General features: G+C 56.6%; 13 protein-coding genes. 10 read left to right on the top strand and 3 right to left on the bottom strand.

Annotated elements, in window-relative coordinates; all coding sequences use genetic code 11:
- The 9 genes from sdhA (at window position 1) to AACX78_RS11370 (ending at window position 11169) form a co-directional block, all read left to right on the top strand.
- A complete protein-coding gene (sdhA, locus tag AACX78_RS11330; RefSeq protein WP_034524204.1) occupies window positions 1–1767 on the top strand; it encodes a succinate dehydrogenase flavoprotein subunit in 1767 nt (588 codons plus the stop codon).
- Between the two features lie 134 nt (window positions 1768–1901).
- Window positions 1902–2618 carry a succinate dehydrogenase iron-sulfur subunit gene (locus AACX78_RS11335; protein WP_005310899.1) on the top strand — a complete coding sequence of 239 codons (717 nt, stop codon included), beginning with the start codon at window positions 1902–1904 and terminating at the stop codon, window positions 2616–2618.
- 122 nt (window positions 2619–2740) lie between these two features.
- On the top strand, window positions 2741–5551 hold the full coding sequence (gene sucA, locus AACX78_RS11340; RefSeq protein WP_201302943.1) for a 2-oxoglutarate dehydrogenase E1 component: 2811 nt from the start codon (window positions 2741–2743) through the stop codon (window positions 5549–5551).
- A 33-nt stretch (window positions 5552–5584) separates the two neighbouring features.
- The gene (gene odhB / locus AACX78_RS11345) at window positions 5585–6769 is read left to right on the top strand and encodes a 2-oxoglutarate dehydrogenase complex dihydrolipoyllysine-residue succinyltransferase (RefSeq protein WP_059167560.1); all 1185 of its coding nucleotides are present in this window, start codon (window positions 5585–5587) and stop codon (window positions 6767–6769) included.
- A 120-nt stretch (window positions 6770–6889) separates the two neighbouring features.
- Window positions 6890–8056, top strand: coding sequence for an ADP-forming succinate--CoA ligase subunit beta (gene sucC / locus AACX78_RS11350; RefSeq protein WP_096119636.1), 1167 nt, complete (start codon window positions 6890–6892; stop codon window positions 8054–8056).
- Complete coding sequence (sucD, locus tag AACX78_RS11355) at window positions 8056–8928, top strand: succinate--CoA ligase subunit alpha (RefSeq protein ID WP_005310908.1); 873 nt, start codon at window positions 8056–8058, stop codon at window positions 8926–8928. The genes sucC and sucD overlap by 1 nt, the downstream gene beginning before the upstream one ends.
- Before the next feature lie 337 nt (window positions 8929–9265).
- The gene (locus tag AACX78_RS11360) at window positions 9266–9505 is read left to right on the top strand and encodes a hypothetical protein (RefSeq protein WP_159166254.1); all 240 of its coding nucleotides are present in this window, start codon (window positions 9266–9268) and stop codon (window positions 9503–9505) included.
- Window positions 9506–10228 (top strand): hypothetical protein, encoded by a 723-nt coding sequence (locus AACX78_RS11365; protein WP_159166255.1) that lies wholly within the window; start codon window positions 9506–9508, stop codon window positions 10226–10228.
- A 503-nt stretch (window positions 10229–10731) separates the two neighbouring features.
- Window positions 10732–11169, top strand: a complete 438-nt coding sequence (locus AACX78_RS11370) for a YcgN family cysteine cluster protein (RefSeq protein ID WP_005310910.1) — start codon at window positions 10732–10734, stop codon at window positions 11167–11169.
- 745 nt (window positions 11170–11914) lie between these two features.
- Here the strand turns inward: AACX78_RS11370 and pflB are convergent.
- From pflB to ycaO, 3 genes are all read right to left on the bottom strand, one after another.
- On the bottom strand, window positions 11915–14197 hold the full coding sequence (pflB, locus tag AACX78_RS11375) for a formate C-acetyltransferase (protein WP_005310911.1): 2283 nt from the start codon (window positions 14195–14197) through the stop codon (window positions 11915–11917).
- Between the two features lie 45 nt (window positions 14198–14242).
- Window positions 14243–15091, bottom strand: a complete 849-nt coding sequence (gene focA, locus AACX78_RS11380; RefSeq protein WP_005310913.1) for a formate transporter FocA — start codon at window positions 15089–15091, stop codon at window positions 14243–14245.
- A 381-nt stretch (window positions 15092–15472) separates the two neighbouring features.
- The gene (gene ycaO, locus AACX78_RS11385) at window positions 15473–17233 is read right to left on the bottom strand and encodes a 30S ribosomal protein S12 methylthiotransferase accessory factor YcaO (protein ID WP_159166256.1); all 1761 of its coding nucleotides are present in this window, start codon (window positions 17231–17233) and stop codon (window positions 15473–15475) included.
- Window positions 17234–17597: 364 nt separating this feature from the next.
- On the opposite strand from ycaO, the gene asd reads away from it, so the two are divergent.
- Window positions 17598–18713, top strand: a complete 1116-nt coding sequence (gene asd, locus AACX78_RS11390) for an aspartate-semialdehyde dehydrogenase (RefSeq protein WP_159166257.1) — start codon at window positions 17598–17600, stop codon at window positions 18711–18713.
- Window positions 18714–19207: the final 494 nt, after the last annotated feature.

A 19207-nucleotide genomic window follows, 5' to 3' on the forward strand; every position in this document is an offset into this window, starting at 1 on the left:
GTGACTATTCCAACTCGTGAATTTGATGCGGTCGTGATCGGTGCCGGTGGTGCCGGTATGCGCGCCGCGCTGCAGATTGCCCAATCCGGCAAGAGCTGCGCTCTGTTGTCCAAGGTCTTCCCGACCCGTTCTCATACTGTTTCCGCCCAGGGCGGGATCACGGTTGCGCTGGGCAATGCCCACGATGACAACTGGCAATGGCACATGTATGACACCGTCAAAGGCTCCGATTACATCGGTGACCAGGAAGCGATCGAATACATGTGCAAGACAGGCCCCGAGGCCATCTATGAGCTGGAGAACATGGGCTTGCCCTTCTCCCGCTTCGACAACGGCTCCGTTTATCAGCGTCCGTTTGGTGGCCAGTCCAAGAATTTTGGTGGCGAGCAGGCGGCCCGTACCGCGGCGGCTGCTGACCGTACCGGTCACGCCCTGCTGCACACCCTCTATCAACAGAACGTCAAGAGCAAGACCACCGTCTTCTCCGAGTGGTATGCGCTGGATCTGGTGAAAAACCAGGATGGTCACATCGTCGGCTGTACCGCCATCGACATGGAGAGCGGCGAAGTCGTCTACTTCAAGGCCAAGGCCACAGTGCTTGCCACCGGCGGCGCCGGTCGAATCTACCAGTCCACCACCAATGCCCACATTAACACCGGTGACGGTGTCGGCATGGCGCTGCGCGCTGGCGTCGGCGTACAGGACATGGAGTTCTGGCAGTTTCACCCGACCGGCATCGCCGGGGCAGGGGTGCTGGTGACCGAAGGCTGTCGCGGTGAAGGCGGCTATCTGCTGAACAAGGATGGCGAGCGCTTCATGGAGCGTTACGCGCCGAACGCCAAGGACCTGGCCGGTCGCGACGTGGTGGCTCGTTCCATCATGATCGAAATCCGCGAAGGCCGTGGTTGCGACGGTCCCTGGGGCCCGCACATCAAGCTCAAGCTGGATCACCTCGGCAAAGAGGTGCTGGAATCCCGTCTGCCAGGGATCTGCGAGCTCTCTCGCACCTTCGCCCACGTGGATCCGGTCAAAGAGCCCATTCCGATTATCCCGACCTGCCACTACATGATGGGCGGCGTGCCGACCAACGTGAACGGCCAGTGTCTGGCCCAGGATAAAGATGGCAATGACGTTCCTGTGGTCGGTTTGTTTGCGGTAGGGGAGATAGCCTGCGTCTCCGTGCACGGTGCCAACCGCCTCGGCGGCAACTCGCTGCTGGATCTGGTGGTGTTTGGTCGCGCGGCCGGCATGCACCTGGTCAATACCTTGGGCGAGATGGACCACGGTCGGGATGCCAGCGAATCTGACATCGACGCTGCCATGGCCCGCTTCAATCGCTGGGAAAACACCCGCGATGGGGAAGACCCGGTCCAGATCCGCAAGGACCTGCAGACCTGCATGCAGAACAACTTCTCCGTATTCCGTGAAGGTGACGCCATGGCCGAAGGGCTGGCCGAGCTCAAGCTTATCCGCGAGCGTTTGAAGAATGCCCGTCTGGATGACACGTCCAAGGAGTTCAACACCCAGCGCATCGAGTGCCTGGAGCTGGACAACCTGATGGAGACGGCGTTCGCCACCGCGGTGGCGGCCAACTTCCGTACCGAGAGTCGTGGTGCTCACAGCCGCTTCGATTTCCCGGATCGCGACGATGAGGGTTGGCTGTGCCACAGCCTCTATCATCCGGACACAGAGTCCATGACCCGTCGCGCTGTCAACATGTCTCCGAAAACACGCGAGGCATTCCCACCCAAGGTGCGGACTTACTGACCGATGGTGGAGACAAGCACCATGAAGGACACATTATCGGCGTATCGCTACATTCGCCGGTCTGTGAAGAGGTGGGAGGCATTCCCATCTCTCTTCTCCAAGGTGCGGACTTAACGATTGCGGAGCCAAACAACATGAACGTCACATTCTCTGTCTACAGATACAATCCGGATGTTGATAACGTCCCCTATATGAAGGAATATCGTCTTGATATTCCTGAAGGTTCCGACATGATGGTGCTCGATGCACTGATCCAGTTGAAAGAGCTGGATCCCACTCTCGCCTTCCGCCGCTCATGCCGCGAAGGAGTCTGTGGATCAGATGGTCTCAACATGAATGGCAAGAATGGTCTTGCCTGCATCACCCCGCTCTCCGATCTGCTGAAGAAGGGCAATAACGTCGTTATCCGCCCCTTGCCTGGCCTGCCGGTGATACGCGATCTGGTGATCGACATGACCCAGTTCTACACCCAGTGGGAGAAGGTCAAACCCTTCCTCATCAACGATGAAAAATTGCCGCCCGTGCGTGAGCACCTGCAATCCCCCGAAGAGCGCGCCAAGCTGGATGGCCTGTACGAGTGTATTCTCTGTGCTTGCTGCTCCACCTCTTGCCCCTCCTTCTGGTGGAACCCGGACAAGTTCATCGGCCCGGCCGGTCTGCTCGCAGCCTACCGCTGGTTGGCTGACAGCCGCGACACCGCCGCCACCGAACGACTGGGTAACCTGGATGACGCCTTCAGCGTGTTCCGTTGCCACGGCATCATGAACTGCGTGAACGTCTGTCCCAAGGGCTTGAACCCGACCAAGGCCATCGGTCAGATCAAGTCGATGCTGCTCAATCGGGCTGTTTAGTATCAGGGCCAGGGCGTCACGCGCCAGGCCCGACCTCTGGATAGCCATCCGACCCCATGGCTGGATGGCTATTTAAACCCTACAAGCTGCGCTGCAGTGAACAAGATGTACAAGGGATAGAAATGCATAACGGCGTGATGAAGGCCTGGTTGGAGTCATCTCACCTGGCTGGTGCGAATGCAAGCTATATTGAGGATTTGTACGAATCCTTCCTGGAAGACCCTGAATCCGTAGCCGAAGAGTGGCGCAGCCTGTTTAGCGAGCTGCCCCAGGTCAATGGCCACGCGGTTGAACAACCTCACTCCCGAGTCCGCGATTATTTCCGTCGTCTGGCCAAGGACCCCTCCCGTTACAGTGCCCCCGTCTCAGATCCGCAAGTGGATGCGAAACAGGTGCGCGTGCTGCAACTGATCAACGCCTTCCGTTTCCGCGGTCACCAGAATGCCAATCTGGATCCCCTTGGTCTCTGGACCCGTGAAACCGTTGCCGAACTGGATCCTGCTTTCCACAATCTGCAGGGCGCAGACATGGAGGCCACCTTCAATGTCGGCTCCTATGCCATAGGTCGCGAGACCATGGTGCTCTCCGATCTCTACGCCTCGCTCAAGAAAACCTACTGCAGCAGCATAGGTGCCGATTACATGCACCTCACCTCTACCGAGGAGAAACGCTGGCTGCAGGACAGACTCGAATCCATCGAGGCCAAGGGCAACTACAGCCTCGAAGAGAAGACCCGTTTTCTCGAGAGCCTGACCGCGGCCGAAGGGCTGGAAAAATACCTGGGTGCCAAGTTCCCCGGTGCCAAGCGTTTCTCCCTGGAAGGGGGCGATGCCATGGTGCCCATGCTCAAGGAGTTGATCCGTCGCGCCGGTGAGCAGGGTTGCAAAGAGGCCGTCATCGGCATGGCCCACCGTGGCCGCCTGAACGTGCTGATCAACGTGCTTGGCAAGCGGGCACAAGAGCTGTTCGACGAGTTCGCCGGCAAGCATGGCGAGTCCTGGGGCACAGGGGATGTGAAGTACCACATGGGCTTCTCCTCCGATTTCGCCACCCCGGGCGGCAACGTTCACCTGGCGCTCGCCTTCAACCCGTCTCACCTCGAGATCGTCAACCCGGTTGTCATCGGTTCCGTCCGTGCGCGGATGGACAGACGTGGCGACAAGGATGGCTCCAGCGTCCTGCCCATCACCATCCACGGTGATTCGGCCATCGCCGGTCAGGGTGTGGTTGCCGAGACCTTCAACATGTCCCAGACCCGTGCCTATGGCGTGGGCGGGACTGTGCGCATCGTCATCAACAACCAGGTGGGTTTCACCACCTCCAACATGCGTGACGTGCGTTCCACCGAATATTGCACCGACATCGCCAAGGCGGTGCAGGCCCCCGTGCTGCACGTCAACGGTGATGATCCGGAAGCCGTGGTGCTGGTGACCCAGATTGCGCTGGATTACCGCAATACCTTCAAGCGCGACGTGGTGATCGAGCTGGTTTGCTACCGTCGTCACGGTCACAACGAGGCGGACGAGCCGAGCGCGACCCAGCCCTTGATGTACCAGAAGATCAAGCAGCACCCGACTCCGCGCAAGATCTACGCCGATCAGCTGGTAGCCGAAGGCAGCATCAGCCAGGAGCTGGCCACCACCCAGGTCAACGACTATCGCGATGCCCTGGACAAGGGGGAGCGCGTGGTCAAGGAGTGGCGTCCGATGGAGCTGCATTCCGTCGACTGGACCCCGTACCTGGGTCACGACTGGGCCATGCACTATGACAGCACTGTGGCGATGGATCACCTCAAGTCACTGGGTGAGCGCATCAGCCAGTATCCGGCTGCCCATACGCTGCAGCGTCAGGTCGAGAAGATTTACGAAGACCGCCGTCTGATGGCTGCGGGCGAGAAGCTGCTGGATTGGGGCTTTGCCGAGACCCTGGCTTACGCCACCCTGGTGGACAAGGGGGCCCGCATCCGCATCACGGGTCAGGATTCCGGCCGTGGTACTTTCTTCCACCGCCACGCCGTGCTGCACAACCAGAACGATGCCAGCACCTACACGCCGCTGTGCAATATCCACGATGAACAGGGTCCATTCGAAGTCTTCGACTCCGTCTTGTCCGAAGAGGCGGTACTGGCCTTTGAATACGGTTATGCCAGCGCTGAGCCGGCCGGTCTCACCATCTGGGAAGCCCAGTTTGGCGACTTTGCCAACGGCGCCCAGGTGGTGATCGACCAGTTCCTCTCCTCCGGTGAGCAGAAGTGGGGCCGTATGTGCGGTCTGACCATGCTGCTGCCCCACGGTTACGAGGGACAGGGGCCTGAGCACTCCTCCGCGCGGCTGGAACGTTATCTGCAGATGTGTGCAGAGCACAACATGCAGGTGTGCGTACCGTCCAACCCGGCTCAGGTATTCCACATGCTGCGTCGTCAGGTGGTGCGCCCGATGCGCCGTCCGCTGATCGTGATGTCGCCCAAATCCCTGCTGCGCCATCCGCTGGCGGTGAGCAAGCTCGAAGAGCTGGCCGAAGGCACCTTCCAGAATGCCATCGGCGAGATTGATGCCCTGGATCCGAAAGCGGTCAAGCGCGTGGTGTTCTGCTCCGGCAAGGTTTACTACGACCTGCTCGATGCCCGTCGCAAGGCCGAACAGCAGGACGTGGCGCTGGTGCGTATCGAACAGCTCTATCCCTTCCCTGAAGCGGAAGTGCGCGCCATTCTGGCCGATTACGCCCATGTCACCGATTTCGTCTGGTGTCAGGAAGAGCCGCAGAACCAGGGCGCCTGGTACTGCACCCGCCATCACTACGATGGCGTGCTGCCAAGCGGTGCCCGTCTGCGTTATGCCGGTCGCCCGGCCTCGGCTTCACCCGCCGTCGGTTATATGTCGGTCCATACCAAGCAGCAGAAAGCCCTGGTGGAAGACGCCCTTACTCTGGCCTAAGCCCTGAACAAGAAGTAACAAGGAACTGATTACATGACTATCGAGATCAAGGTACCGGACCTGCCGGAATCAGTGGCGGACGCCACCATCGCCACCTGGCACAAGAAACCGGGTGATCTGGTTGCCCGTGACGAAGTACTGGTTGACATCGAAACCGATAAAGTCGTGCTGGAAGTCCCCGCGCCGGAAGCCGGTATTCTGGGTGACATCCTGCAAGCGGAAGGGGCGACCGTGTTGTCCCGCCAGCTGATCGCCATGCTCAAGCCGGCTCCCGTGGCCGGTGAAGAGACCAAGGAGAAGCCGGTGGAAGCGGTTGCCGACGACGGCGCAGATGGCTTGAGCCCCTCCGTTCGCCGTCTGGTGGCCGAACACGCCATCGACGTTGCCAAACTGACCGGCACCGGCAAGGGCGGTCGCGTCACCAAGGAAGACGTGGAAGCCTTCATCAAGGGTGGCAACAAACCTGCCGCCGCGCCGGTCGCTGCTGCGCCCGTGGCAGCGGTAGCGCCGCTGGTGGGTCGCACCGAGAAGCGCGTGCCCATGACTCGTCTGCGCAAGCGTATTGCCGAGCGTCTGCTGGAAGCCAAAAACACCACTGCCATGCTGACCACTTTCAACGAGATCAACATGGCGCCCATCATGAAGCTGCGCAAGCAGTACGGCGAGATCTTCGAGAAGAAGCACGGTATCAAGCTCGGTTTCATGTCCTTCTACGTCAAGGCTGTGGTGGAGTCCCTGAAACGCTACCCGGAAGTGAACGCCGGGCTGGACGGTGACGACATCGTTTACCACAACTATTTCGACGTCAGCATCGCCGTTTCTACCCCCCGCGGGTTGGTGACCCCTGTGCTGCGCGATTGCGACAACATGAGCCTGGCCGACATCGAGAAGGCCATCAAAGACTTGGCTGGCAAGGGCCGTGACGGCAAGCTGACCGTGGATGAACTGACTGGCGGCAACTTCACCATCACCAACGGTGGTGTGTTTGGCTCCCTGATGTCCACCCCCATCATCAACCCGCCCCAGAGCGCCATCTTGGGTATGCACAAGATCCAGGACAGACCCATGGCGGTGGACGGCAAGGTCGAGATCCTGCCCATGATGTACCTGGCCCTCTCTTATGATCACCGCATCGTCGACGGTCGTGAGTCGGTGGGCTTCCTGGTCTCCATCAAGGAGCTGCTGGAAGACCCGACCCGTCTGTTGCTGGATGTCTAGGCAATCAGCAAAATTTTGAGCGAATTAGAAAGATAACAAGGGGCCCTTGAGGCCCCCTTCACAGGGGATTGAGAAACACGAGCCCCGGACGGAAATACCTACAACACGGATAGAGCATCTATGAATCTGCATGAATATCAGGCAAAAAAGCTGTTTGCCGAGTATGGCCTGCCGGTCTCCGAAGGTTATGCCTGTGCAACCCCGCAGGAAGCGGCCGAAGCGGCCGACAAAATTGGCGGCACCACCTGGGTCGTCAAGTGCCAGGTCCACGCTGGTGGCCGCGGTAAAGCGGGCGGCGTCAAGCTGGCCAAGAGCAAGGACGAGATCCGCGCCTTTGCCCAGAACTGGCTCGGCAAGAACCTGGTGACCTATCAGACTGACGCCAACGGTCAGCCGGTGACCAAGATCCTGGTGGAATCCTGCACCGACATCGCCAAGGAGCTCTATCTGGGCGCCGTGGTCGATCGTGGCAGCCGTCGCGTGGTCTTCATGGCCTCTACCGAAGGTGGCGTGGAGATTGAGAAAGTCGCCCACGAAACCCCGGAACTCATTCACAAGGCCGCCATCGATCCGCTGGTGGGCCCGCAGGCCTATCAGGCCCGCGAGCTGGCCTTCAAGCTGGGTCTGGTCGGTGATCAGATCAAGCAGTTCACCAAGATCTTCATGGGTCTGGGCCAGATGTTCCTGGATTGCGACTTCGCGCTGCTGGAAATCAACCCGCTGGTGATCACGGCTCAGGGCAACCTGCACTGCCTGGACGGCAAGATCAACATCGATGCCAACGCCCTGTATCGCCAGCCCAAGCTGCGCGAGATGCACGATCCCTCCCAGGATGACCCCCGCGAAGCGCATGCCGCCCAGTGGGAGCTGAACTATGTGGCGCTCGATGGCAACATCGGCTGCATGGTCAACGGCGCGGGTCTGGCCATGGGCACCATGGACATCGTCAATCTGCACGGCGGCTCACCGGCCAACTTCCTGGACGTCGGCGGCGGCGCTACCAAGGAGCGCGTGACCGAGGCGTTCAAGATCATCCTCTCCGACAGCAAGGTGCAGGCCGTACTGGTCAACATCTTCGGCGGCATAGTGCGTTGCGACATGATCGCGGAAGGCATTATCGGCGCGGTCAAGGAAGTTGGCGTCAAGGTGCCCGTGGTAGTGCGTCTGGAAGGCAACAATGCCGAACTGGGTGCCCGTAAACTGGCCGACAGCGGCCTCAATATCATCGCCGCAACGAGTCTGACTGACGCAGCTCAGCAAGTGGTTAAAGCAGCGGAGGCCAAATAATGAGCGTTCTGATCAACAAAGACACCAAGGTGATCTGCCAGGGCTTCACCGGCGGTCAGGGTACCTTCCACTCCGAACAGGCGATTGCCTACGGTACCCAGATGGTCGGCGGCGTGTCGCCAGGCAAGGGTGGCACCACCCACCTGGGCCTGCCGGTGTTCAACACCGTGCGTGATGCGGTTGAAACCACGGGCGCCACCGCTTCCGTCATCTATGTGCCAGCGCCGTTCTGCAAGGACGCCATCCTGGAAGCCATCGATGCAGGCATCAAGCTCATCGTCACCATCACCGAAGGCATCCCGACCCTGGACATGCTCGAGGTCAAGGTGAAGCTGCAAGAGACGGGCGTGCGCATGATAGGCCCGAACTGCCCGGGTGTGATCACCCCGGGTGAGTGCAAGATCGGCATCATGCCGGGCCACATCCACAAGCCGGGCAAGGTGGGCATCGTCTCCCGCTCCGGCACCCTGACCTATGAAGCGGTCAAGCAGACCACGGACGAGGGCTTCGGCCAGTCCACCTGCGTCGGTATCGGTGGCGACCCCATCCCGGGTTCCAACTTCATCGACATCCTGGAGATGTTCCAGAACGATCCCAAGACCGAAGCAATTGTAATGATCGGCGAGATCGGCGGCAGCGCCGAGGAAGAAGCGGCGGCCTACATCAAGGCCCACGTCACCAAGCCGGTGGTCTCCTACATAGCAGGCGTCACAGCCCCGGCTGGCAAGCGCATGGGTCATGCGGGCGCCATCATCGCCGGTGGCAAGGGCACGGCAGCAGAGAAATTTGCCGCCCTGGAAGATGCCGGCGTGAAAACCGTGCGCTCCCTTGCCGATATCGGCAAGGCCCTGCGTGAAGTAACCGGCTGGTAATGTCTTTAGCCTGTTATCTCTAATAAAAATGCCGCCCAATGGGCGGCATTTTTTATGGAGGTAGATTTTTCATGAACGTCATGAGTGCGTTTTACTATTTAAGCCTGCAAGCTGCTCATATAGTAGAACTAAAATAGATGTAATCCATGGTGGCTATGCTATTTCACATGCAAACACATTCATAATATGCATTCCATTCATGGCATTGAATGTTTTTGCTAAGTGTATTGACAGATATATTTTAATTTAATATGTTATTATGATGGTTTTTTAATATTAAGTCTTATAAAAATACCATTTGTAACAGGCTATGGTTTGTCGATAGCAAGGGAAATATATGTCAGAAACTCGTGGTTTTGAATTTACAATAAATATTCAAACTGTAGGGATCTTTATCGCAGCTTTAGGTACATTGGCTGCTTTAATTTCAGCTTGGTTTCAAGTAGTGCCAGGAAGGCCTGAGTTGGAGGCAAAAGTAACACATGTTGAAGAGTTTTCAGCAAAGCCAAAAATAGAAGGGCTAACTGGAGAGTTTGCATACAAAGGTAGTAAAATAGAAAATCTCATCACACTGTGAGTGAAAATAACCAATACAGGAAATAAAACCATAATAGGTAAGGGGGAGCAGAAAAATATTATTGGTGAAACATTATCCATTGATTCCCAGGATTATATTAGCATAGTTGATGTTACGCTTTTATCTAATGATATCAATGCAAAGATATTAAAGGATGAAAGCAGTGTTTCATTTTCATTCAACCAGTGGCGGCCAAACGAATCAATAGATATATTTGTTTATCTAAATGCAAACAAATCAACTTCATCTAACCTATTGGTGATAAAAAATAGAGAAATAATTGATGGGGATTTTAGAGTGGTTGATGCGAGCACTGGAAAATCAGAACAAAATCCGTTGAGTAACTATATTTCCGCTGGCTATGTGAAAGGTCTAAAAGTATTTGGTTATTTGTCTCTAGCTGTGGTTTTTCCGGTGTTTATGCTACTCATCATAGAACCGTTTAAATCTCGTTACCAGGCATTACGCTGGAAAAAAATGAACAGCGGAAGCTTTGGGTTATTTATAGATGAGAAACTATCTTTTTTGTCTGAAAGTGAGCGGGAGATTATTAAGGGTGATCCTGAACTATTGAGTAAAGTGATGTTGAAGGGGTTCGATGGGGGAGAGTACCCGTCTCCATTTGCTGATACCTGGAGGGAGGGTTTCATTTTAACCTTCATATTTACATCAATAGTTTTAGGGCTCATTCCATTATTTGTAGGCTTGCATTTTATGTATTAAAGAGAAGGGCGTGAGATGTTCGTCTTTTGACAGTGGTCTAAGCCAGCACTTAGCTTGATAAATAAATATTGAGTGGGTGAGCTATGACCATTATTTGTTAACGTTATATCAGCCAGCAAGACACGCCTTATTAGTAGTGGTCCGCGGTTGTGTTTTGTGAGCTTTTTCATGCTGGGAGGATACCCATTTTGGCCAGAGTTACGAGTGTCGGCGACACTGGGGTGACAAGCTGTGGCAGTGTAGTGCCCGTTTGCCATCGGGGGTTGTGTCTATACAGTGACGCATTAAAAAATGGATATCCCAATATCTATCCAATATTCCAATGTAGCCAGTCAATTCAGTCAATTCAGCCAATCTCAACCTTGGCTGGATTTTTGTCGATGGTTCAGGTTGTAAAAGTAGGTAAAACCATCCCCAACCTTGAAAAATTGGGCCATAAGGCGTATAACCACGCGCCTTACTGGTCTATTTAGCGAGCCCCTTCCATGCAGCAAGTTGAGAAAATGCAGCCAACTCCTTTTTGGCAGGAAAAGACCCTGCAACAGATGACAGCTGCCGAGTGGGAGTCCCTGTGCGATGGCTGCGGCAAGTGCTGCCTGAACAAGCTCATTGACGAGGATACCGACGAACTGGTGTTCACCAATGTGGCCTGCGATCTGCTCAACACCAAGACCTGCCAATGTTCCGATTACGGCAACCGCTTCCAGAAAGAGCCTGATTGCCTGCAGATCACATTCGACAAGATTGCCGAGTATGACTGGCTGCCCTCGACCTGTGCCTACCGGTTGCTGGCCGAGGGGCAGACCCTGCCCGAATGGCATCCGCTGATCACTGGCAGTCGCTCCGCCATGCATCAGGCGGGACAGTCGGTGCGCGGCAAGGTGATACACGAAGCCCATGCCGGTGAGTGGATCGATCACATAATCACCTGGGCGAGTTGAACCCAGGCCAGCCAAGCCGTTATCCGGTCCACAGTGCTGTTGATATGCCGCAGGGGCAGGGGAGTCTACTCTTCTGCCCCTGCTGCTATCTGGCGGCTTGCCGCGAGCGATACACAGGCTTTGCCTCACCCTGGTCCTCCCTTACGGGAGAGGGAACCGAGTGCGCTGTGCCTGTGCTCTGGTGGCCAGTCGATGGCGCTCGTTGCGGCTTTTCGCTTCACTGAAAAGAGGGAAGAGACGGGCAGGAGGGTGAGGGGAGAATCTATCCCAGTCACTTCCGGGTGAAGGGGGAAGGCTGCCATATCCCTTTCGCGTTGATGCCTGCTGGCAAGTAGAGATAAAAATCTATGGTCAGCCTGAACTTTGCAAGGCCAGATTGATGATGAGTACTGACAGGGCAGGCTTGCTCTAATCTATCCGGATTCTTGGTGGGCTATCATGCCCGATCCATGATGTGAGCCGCGCCTGAGGGACCTCAAAAAACCGTCAGTCTTGAAGACTGTTTTTTATGTCAGGTTTACCCTCAGGCCGTTGGGCCAGTTGTCGTCATCATTTTCTGAACATNGAGTGCTTGCCGATGTCGAGTCCAAAGAGTGCGATAGTTGCCATGATGCTCTCCTGAAGTAGAAAAGAAACAGCCCAGCAAGCGTAGCCTGCTGGGCTGTGGGTCAGGCTGACCATCACATTAAACCGGCGCCTGGGCGCCGGTTTTTAGTCACTGCGACTCTTGCTTACCAATAAGCGATTACAGAGAAGCGGTGAAGGTACGGGTGATGACGTCTTGCTGTTGCTCTTTGGTCAAAGAGTTGAAGCGAACGGCATAACCGGATACGCGGATGGTCAACTGCGGATATTTCTCCGGGTTTTCCATGGCGTCCAGCAGCATTTCACGGTTCATCACGTTCACGTTCAGGTGCTGACCACCTTCCAGGTTGGACTCGTGATGGAAGTAACCGTCCATCAGGCCAGCCAGGTTGGCTTTCTGGGATTCCATGTCTTTACCCAGGGCGTTCGGCACGATGGAGAAGGTATAGGAGATACCATCTTTGGCGTAAGCGAACGGCAGCTTGGCAACGGAAGTCAGGGAAGCAACGGCACCCTTCTGATCACGACCGTGCATCGGGTTGGCACCCGGGCCAAACGGCGCGCCTGAGCGACGACCATCCGGGGTGTTACCGGTCTTCTTGCCATACACGACGTTGGAGGTGATGGTCAGTACGGACTGGGTCGCCACGGCGCCACGGTAGGTGTTCAGCTTCTGAATTTTCTTCATGAAGCGCTCAACCAGGTCACAGGCGATGTCATCGACGCGAGCGTCGTTGTTACCGAACTGCGGGTATTCGCCGTCGATTTCGAAGTCGATGGCAACGCCATCTTCGTCACGAACCGGCTTGACCTTGGCATACTTGATGGCAGACAGGGAGTCAGCCGCAACAGACAGACCGGCGATGCCGCAAGCCATGGTGCGATAGACATCACGGTCGTGCAGCGCCATCAGGGAGGCTTCGTAGCTGTACTTGTCGTGCATGTAGTGGATGATGTTCAGGGCAGCCACGTACTGCTTGGCCAGCCAGTCCATGAAGTGATCCAGACGATCCATCACGTCGTTGTAGTCGAGGTACTCGCTCTTGACCATTTCGGTCTTGGGACCGATCTGGATTTTGAGTTTCTCGTCCATACCGCCATTGATTGCATACAGCATGGTCTTGGCCAGGTTGGCACGGGCACCGAAGAACTGCATCTGTTTGCCGACGATCATCGGGGACACGCAGCAAGCGATGGCATAGTCATCGTTGTTGAAGTCCGGACGCATCAGATCGTCGTTCTCGTACTGAACGGAAGAGGTCTCGATAGATACCTTGGCGCAGTACTTCTTGAACCCGATTGGCAGCTGCTCGGACCACAGTATGGTCAGGTTCGGCTCAGGGGACGGGCCCATGGTGTACAGGGTGTTCAGCATACGGAAGCTGTTCTTGGTGACCAGGGTACGGCCATCAACGCCCATACCAGCCAGGGTCTCGGTTGCCCACATGGGGTCGCCGGAGAACAGTGAATCGTATTCAGGAGTACGCAGGAAGCGAACCATACGCAGCTTCATGACCATGTGGTCCATCAGCTCCTGGGCTTCTTGCTCGGTGAGCACGCCTTTTTTCAGGTCACGTTCGATGTAGACGTCCAGGAAGCTGGAGGTACGACCGAAGGACATGGCGGCACCGTTCTGGGACTTGACTGCCGCCAGGTAGGCGAAGTAAGTCCACTGTACGGCTTCTTTGGCGTTCTTGGCCGGTACTGAGATATCGCAGCCGTATTTGGCAGCCATGACCTTCATCTGTGCCAGGGCACGGTGCTGCTCGGAGATCTCTTCGCGCAGACGGATGGTGGCTTCCAGGTTGACGCCGTTTTCCAGATCAGCTTGCAGGGACTTGAACTGGGCCAGTTTGTCGGCCATCAGGAAGTCGATGCCGTACAGGGCAACGCGACGGTAGTCACCGATGATACGGCCACGACCGTAGGCATCCGGCAGACCTGTGATGACGCCGGACTTGCGGCAATTCAGGATGTCCTTGGTGTAAACGTCGAACACGCCCTGGTTGTGAGTCTTGCGGTACTCGGTGAAGATCTTCTCGACCATGGGGTCAAGTTGACGACCGTACACTTCGCAAGAGGTCTTGACCATCTTGATACCGCCGTTGGCGATGATGGCGCGCTTGAGCGGCTTGTCGGTCTGCAGACCTACAATTTGCTCCAGGCTCTGATCGATATAGCCGGCATCGTGAGCGGTAATGGTGGAGGGCAGGTCGGTATCAAAATCGACCGGCGCATGGGTGCGGTTCTCGATCTTGATGCCTTCCATGACCTTGTCCCACAGCTTGGTGGTAGCTTCGGTCGCGCCAGCCAGGAAGGACTCGTCACCTTCATACGGGGTGTAGTTCTTCTGGATGAAGTCACGGGTGTTGACAGAGGTCTGCCATTCACCGGCCGCGAAGCCTTCCCATGCTTTTTGGAACTGTTCGTTAAGTTCTGCCATTTTCATTACCTCACACGGTATTGATGTAGTATCCCGCAATCATCCTTAATGATGACGACGGAAGATAAACCAGTAAGTCAGACCAACCATGACGCCACCACCAATGATATTACCTATGGTGACAGGAATGAGGTTGTGTAGGACGAAGTTGGATACGGTCAGATCGGCAAAGGTCGCCGGATCCTGGCCGATGGCCTGCCAAAATTCCGGGCCTGCGACGCTATGGATAGCGATACCGACCGGGATCATAAACATGTTTGCGATGCTGTGCTCGAAACCGGATGCCACGAACATGGCCACCGGGAGCAGCATGACCATCACCTTGTCGGTTGCACTGCGGGCACCGAAGGCCATCCACACGGCGAGACACACCATGAGGTTGCAGAGAATACCGAGGGCGAGGGCCTCGAAGAAGGTGTGGTGGATCTTGTGCTGGGCCACTTTCAGGGCATTGAGGCCCCATTGGCCATTTGCCGCCGTGTACTCGGCCGACATGATGATGAGCGCGACTATGATGAGACCGCCGATGAGGTTGCCGAAGTAGACCAGCCCCCAGTTCTTGAGCAGTTGACCCCAGGTGATGCGGTTGGCGGCCTTGGCCACCAGCGTCAGGGTCGTGGAGGTGAACAGCTCGGCACCGAGCAGCACACACAGAATAAGACCGAGGGAGAAACAGAGGCCGCCGACCAGTTTGCTGAGGCCCCAGGCCACATCGCCGGCACCCGTGGTGACAGTGATGAAAAAGACAAACGCGATGGCGATGAAAGCGCCTGCTGTGATGGCAAGGGGGATGACCTTGTGTGCAGGCTTGGTAGCCTTGGCATAGGTGATGTCTTCTGCCAATGCTGCGATGGCTTCTGGCTTGAGACAATCAAAGGGAGATTCTGCTTTCAATTCTCATGTACCTGCTGTTTTGCCTGTGGAAATCATAACAAAGGGCCAGATCGTCAAAATTGACTCCGATCAAGAATTGCAGATTGTGAATGTAATTTTACTACAAATATTTGAGTCCTCTGGAAGCCGTTCTTTACACCAGGTTTCAGCTGAAACAGAAATGGTGCTTTTTTAATGCAATGATTTTAAAGAATTTCTTTGTCAAGTCATAAAACAGGCACTGGCAAGGCATCTTTGCATCCGTTCCGTATCATGCCCCCTTGGCTGCCAATCCCCTTAGGGGTATTTTTTGTTTTTTATTTCATCTTTGAATAACAAACCCCTCGCCAGGACGCCATATAACAGAAGGGGCCATCAAGGCCCCTTAAACAGACTATCACATCAGGCCCAGCTATGGGCTCGTTTGGCTTTTTGCAGTTTCTCGTAAGCGGCCAGCAGCTTCTGGTGCAGCGGGAACTGGGCGAGTGACAGGTCCGCCGCCTCCAGTCCGTGGAAGCGGGCTTCACCGCGAGCGTTGGCCCAGGCATGGGCCAGGGTCTCTTCCCCGTACATGCGGGTAAAGACGGCGCGGTACTGCTCAGGATCACGCTCCTCGTCGATGAACAGCTCGACACAGGCGCGCAGCGCACGGTAATAGTTGGCGCGATCAGCAGGGAACACGGACTGGTTGAACTCCATGGTCCAGTCGATGAGATCCAGCGCCGTCTCCAGCTCACCGGCGGCCAGCGCCAGCATGGCTTTGAGCTCACCCACCCGCAGGGTGTGCAGGGCTGTGCCCTTGGCGGCGGCGATGCCGAGCAGCTCGCGCACCCGGGTACGCTCGTCATGCCCTTCTTCATCCAGTTGATCGAACAACGCCATGTACTGATCGCTTTCCCACTCCAGGGACGGCAGTGCCAGGATCACTTCCCGCAGGTTGGCACCCATGTTGTTGTTGGCCAGCAGCAAGTCTTCGGCCGGGTAGATGTCGGACATGCCCGGCACCAGGATGCGGCAGGCGTAGACGCCCAGATGCTCATAGTCGGCGATGTAGACCGGCTGCCCCAGCTCGTGGAAGATGCCGATCAGGTGGTCGAACTCCTCCTGGGAAGTACCGCGGAAATCCCAGTCAGCAAACTCGAAGTCCGTATCCTGCTTGAACAGATCCCAGCTGATGAGGCCGGAGGAGTCGATGAAGTGGGTTTCCAGATTATGGTGATCCGCCACCTGCTCATTGTCGAATGACGGCGGCACGAACACGTCCAGATCCTTCAAACCACGGCCTTGCAGCAGCTCGGTGACGGTTCGCTCGAAGGCCACTTCGAAGCGCGGGTGGGCGCCGAAGGAGGCAAAGCAGGTGCCATTGCTCGGATTGAGCAGCACCACGCAGATGACCGGATAACGGCCGCCCAGGGAGGCATCGAAGCTGTAGATGGGGAAACCTTCGGCTTCGAGCGCGGCGATGGAGGCGGCAATCCCGGGGTAACGGGCAATCACCTCGTCCGGGATCAGTGGCAGGCTCAGGGCCTCGGCGATGATCTTGTTCTTCACGTGGCGCTCGAACACCTCGGAGAGTGCCTGAGTGCGGGCCTCGGTGCGGGTGTTGCCGGCGCTCATGCCGTTGGAGACATAGAGGTTGCCGATGATGTTCATCGGGATATAGACGGTCTCGTGGTCAGACTGACGCTCGAAGGGCAGGGCGACGATGCCGCGCTCCTCGTTGTTTGACTGCAGATCCACCAGCATGTCGGCTGTGACTTCACCGTCCGGGTTGTAGAACTTGCGGGTGAAGGGGTCGAGCAGACCGGCCGGGAACTGGTCACCCTCGATGGGGAACCACTTCTCGTTCGGGTAGTGTACGAAATCACCGTTCGCCACCTGCTCGCCCAGATAGAAGTCGGCGAAGAAGTAGTTGGTGGAGAGGCGTTCGAAGTATTCGCCAAGGGCGGAGGCGAGAGCCGCCTTCTTGCTGGCACCCTTGCCGTTGGTGAAACAGAGGGCGCACTCCTTGTCCCGGATGTGCACGGACCAGACATTGGGCACTGGGTTGAGCCAGGAGGCCTCTTCAATATCAAACCCCAGGGCTTGCAGCTTGGTCTGGAAGCGGTCGATGGAGTCTTCCAGTGCCGCGTCCTTGCCGGGAATAAAAGTGTGGTCGGTCATCACAATATCCTGATTTTTATTGGCTCATGTTTGGCCGCAGATAATAGCAGGGGTCAGCCCGTTTGGCAGGCAAAAAACAGGATTGGCACCCGGGAGCCCCAGCGTTGATCCCGCGCCAACCTTGCGCAAGACGCTGGGGGATACCCGCTTGGCGGCCAAGGCTACGGCGGGCTGGCGGATATTGCAGCGAACGGCACAGAATATTGCGCAATTCGACTTGCACCCGCCGTCACAATCCGTAATGTGGACAGACGCATTTTTCGCAACACGTATTTTGTAATCTACTTGTGAACGGCCCGCGTCGGACAAGGGGTTACGGGTTTCAATACACAGTTTCTATAACAGCTATCCAGGGTAGGACATTATGAAAAAAGTAGGTTTGGTCGGTTGGCGTGGCATGGTGGGCTCGGTATTGATGAGCCGGATGCAGGAAGAGAAGGATTTTGCCCGTATTCAACCCACCTTCTTCACCACCTCCCAGGCCGGTGAGGCCGCCCCCAACTTCGGCGTGGATGCCGGTACCTTGCAGGATGCCTTCGATATCGCGGCGCTTGCCAAGCAGGATATCATCATCACGGCGCAAGGTGGCGACTACACCAAGGATGTCTATCCCCGCCTGAAGGCCGCTGGCTGGCAAGGTTACTGGATTGACGCCGCCTCCTCCCTGCGGATGGAAAAAGACGCCGTCATCATACTGGATCCGGTCAACGGTGACGTCATCGAACAGGCGCTGGACAAGGGGCTCAAGACCTTCGTCGGCGGCAACTGCACAGTCAGTCTGATGCTGCTGGCCCTGGGTGGCCTGTTCAAGGCCGATCTGGTGGAGTGGGTCAGTGTGGCGACCTATCAGGCTGCCTCCGGTGGCGGTGCCCGTCACATGCGCGAGCTGGTCACCCAGATGGGCCTGCTGCGCGACGAAGTGGCGGTGGAGCTGGCGGATCCCGCCTCTGCCATCCTGGATATCGAGCGCAAGATCACCGAGAAGACCCGCTCCGGCACCTTGCCGGTGGACAACTTCGGCGTGCCGCTGGCCGGTGGCCTCATCCCCTGGATTGACACCAAGCTCGACAACGGCCAGAGCCGCGAAGAGTGGAAGGGCCAGGCCGAGACCAACAAGATCTTAGGGGTAGAAGATGCCGCCATTCCGGTGGATGGTCTGTGCGTGCGGATCGGTGCCCTGCGTTGCCACAGCCAGGCCTTCACCATCAAACTCAAAAAAGACGTGCCGCTGGCGGAGATCGAAGCCCTGCTGGCCGCCCACAATGACTGGGTGAAAGTGATCCCCAACGATCGCGACATCACCGCCCGCGAGCTGACACCGGCCGCCGTCACCGGTACCCTCAGCATACCGGTGGGGCGTCTGCGCAAGCTCAATATGGGTCCGGAATACCTGGCCGCTTTCACCGTGGGTGACCAGCTGCTGTGGGGCGCCGCCGAGCCCCTGCGCCGCATGCTCAACATACTGCTAGCCCGTGGCTGACGTTGATAGGCAATGGATAACGAAAGGACAGGGGGCTCAGGCTCCCTGTTTTTTTGCCTCTTTTTTATATCGACGCTGTGTGCCAGCCAGGGCAGGGCTATGTCGGCTGTGTTGCCCTTTGTATTGACATCGATAGCTTCGTTATTAAGTGAACGGGTGGCATCACTTCGCAACCCATTATTTTTCTCTGGCTCAATAGCCATGTTTCACTATTTTTCATGCAGTATCCGTTCATGGCCTGAGTTGCCGAAAGCAGGGATGATTCATCTTTATTTGAAATAATGGACGGGCTGGCCGTTATTAAGCTGCGGCCCTTGTCATCTTATGGTTTGTTACAAATGAAGGAGCCTGCAGGATATCCCTCAAGACTCCGATTGATTACACTGGCGGCCTTGGCCCCTCGTGCCCGCCTGTATGCCGATATGTCACCACGAAACTATGCATCAATGTGGCATCCATGCGGCTGTCAGTGAGGCGAGGGCGTGCTGATCAGG

The sequence above is a fragment of the Aeromonas sp. 9A genome (assembly GCF_963900955.1).
Taxonomy (GTDB): Bacteria; Pseudomonadota; Gammaproteobacteria; order Enterobacterales; family Aeromonadaceae; genus Aeromonas; species Aeromonas salmonicida.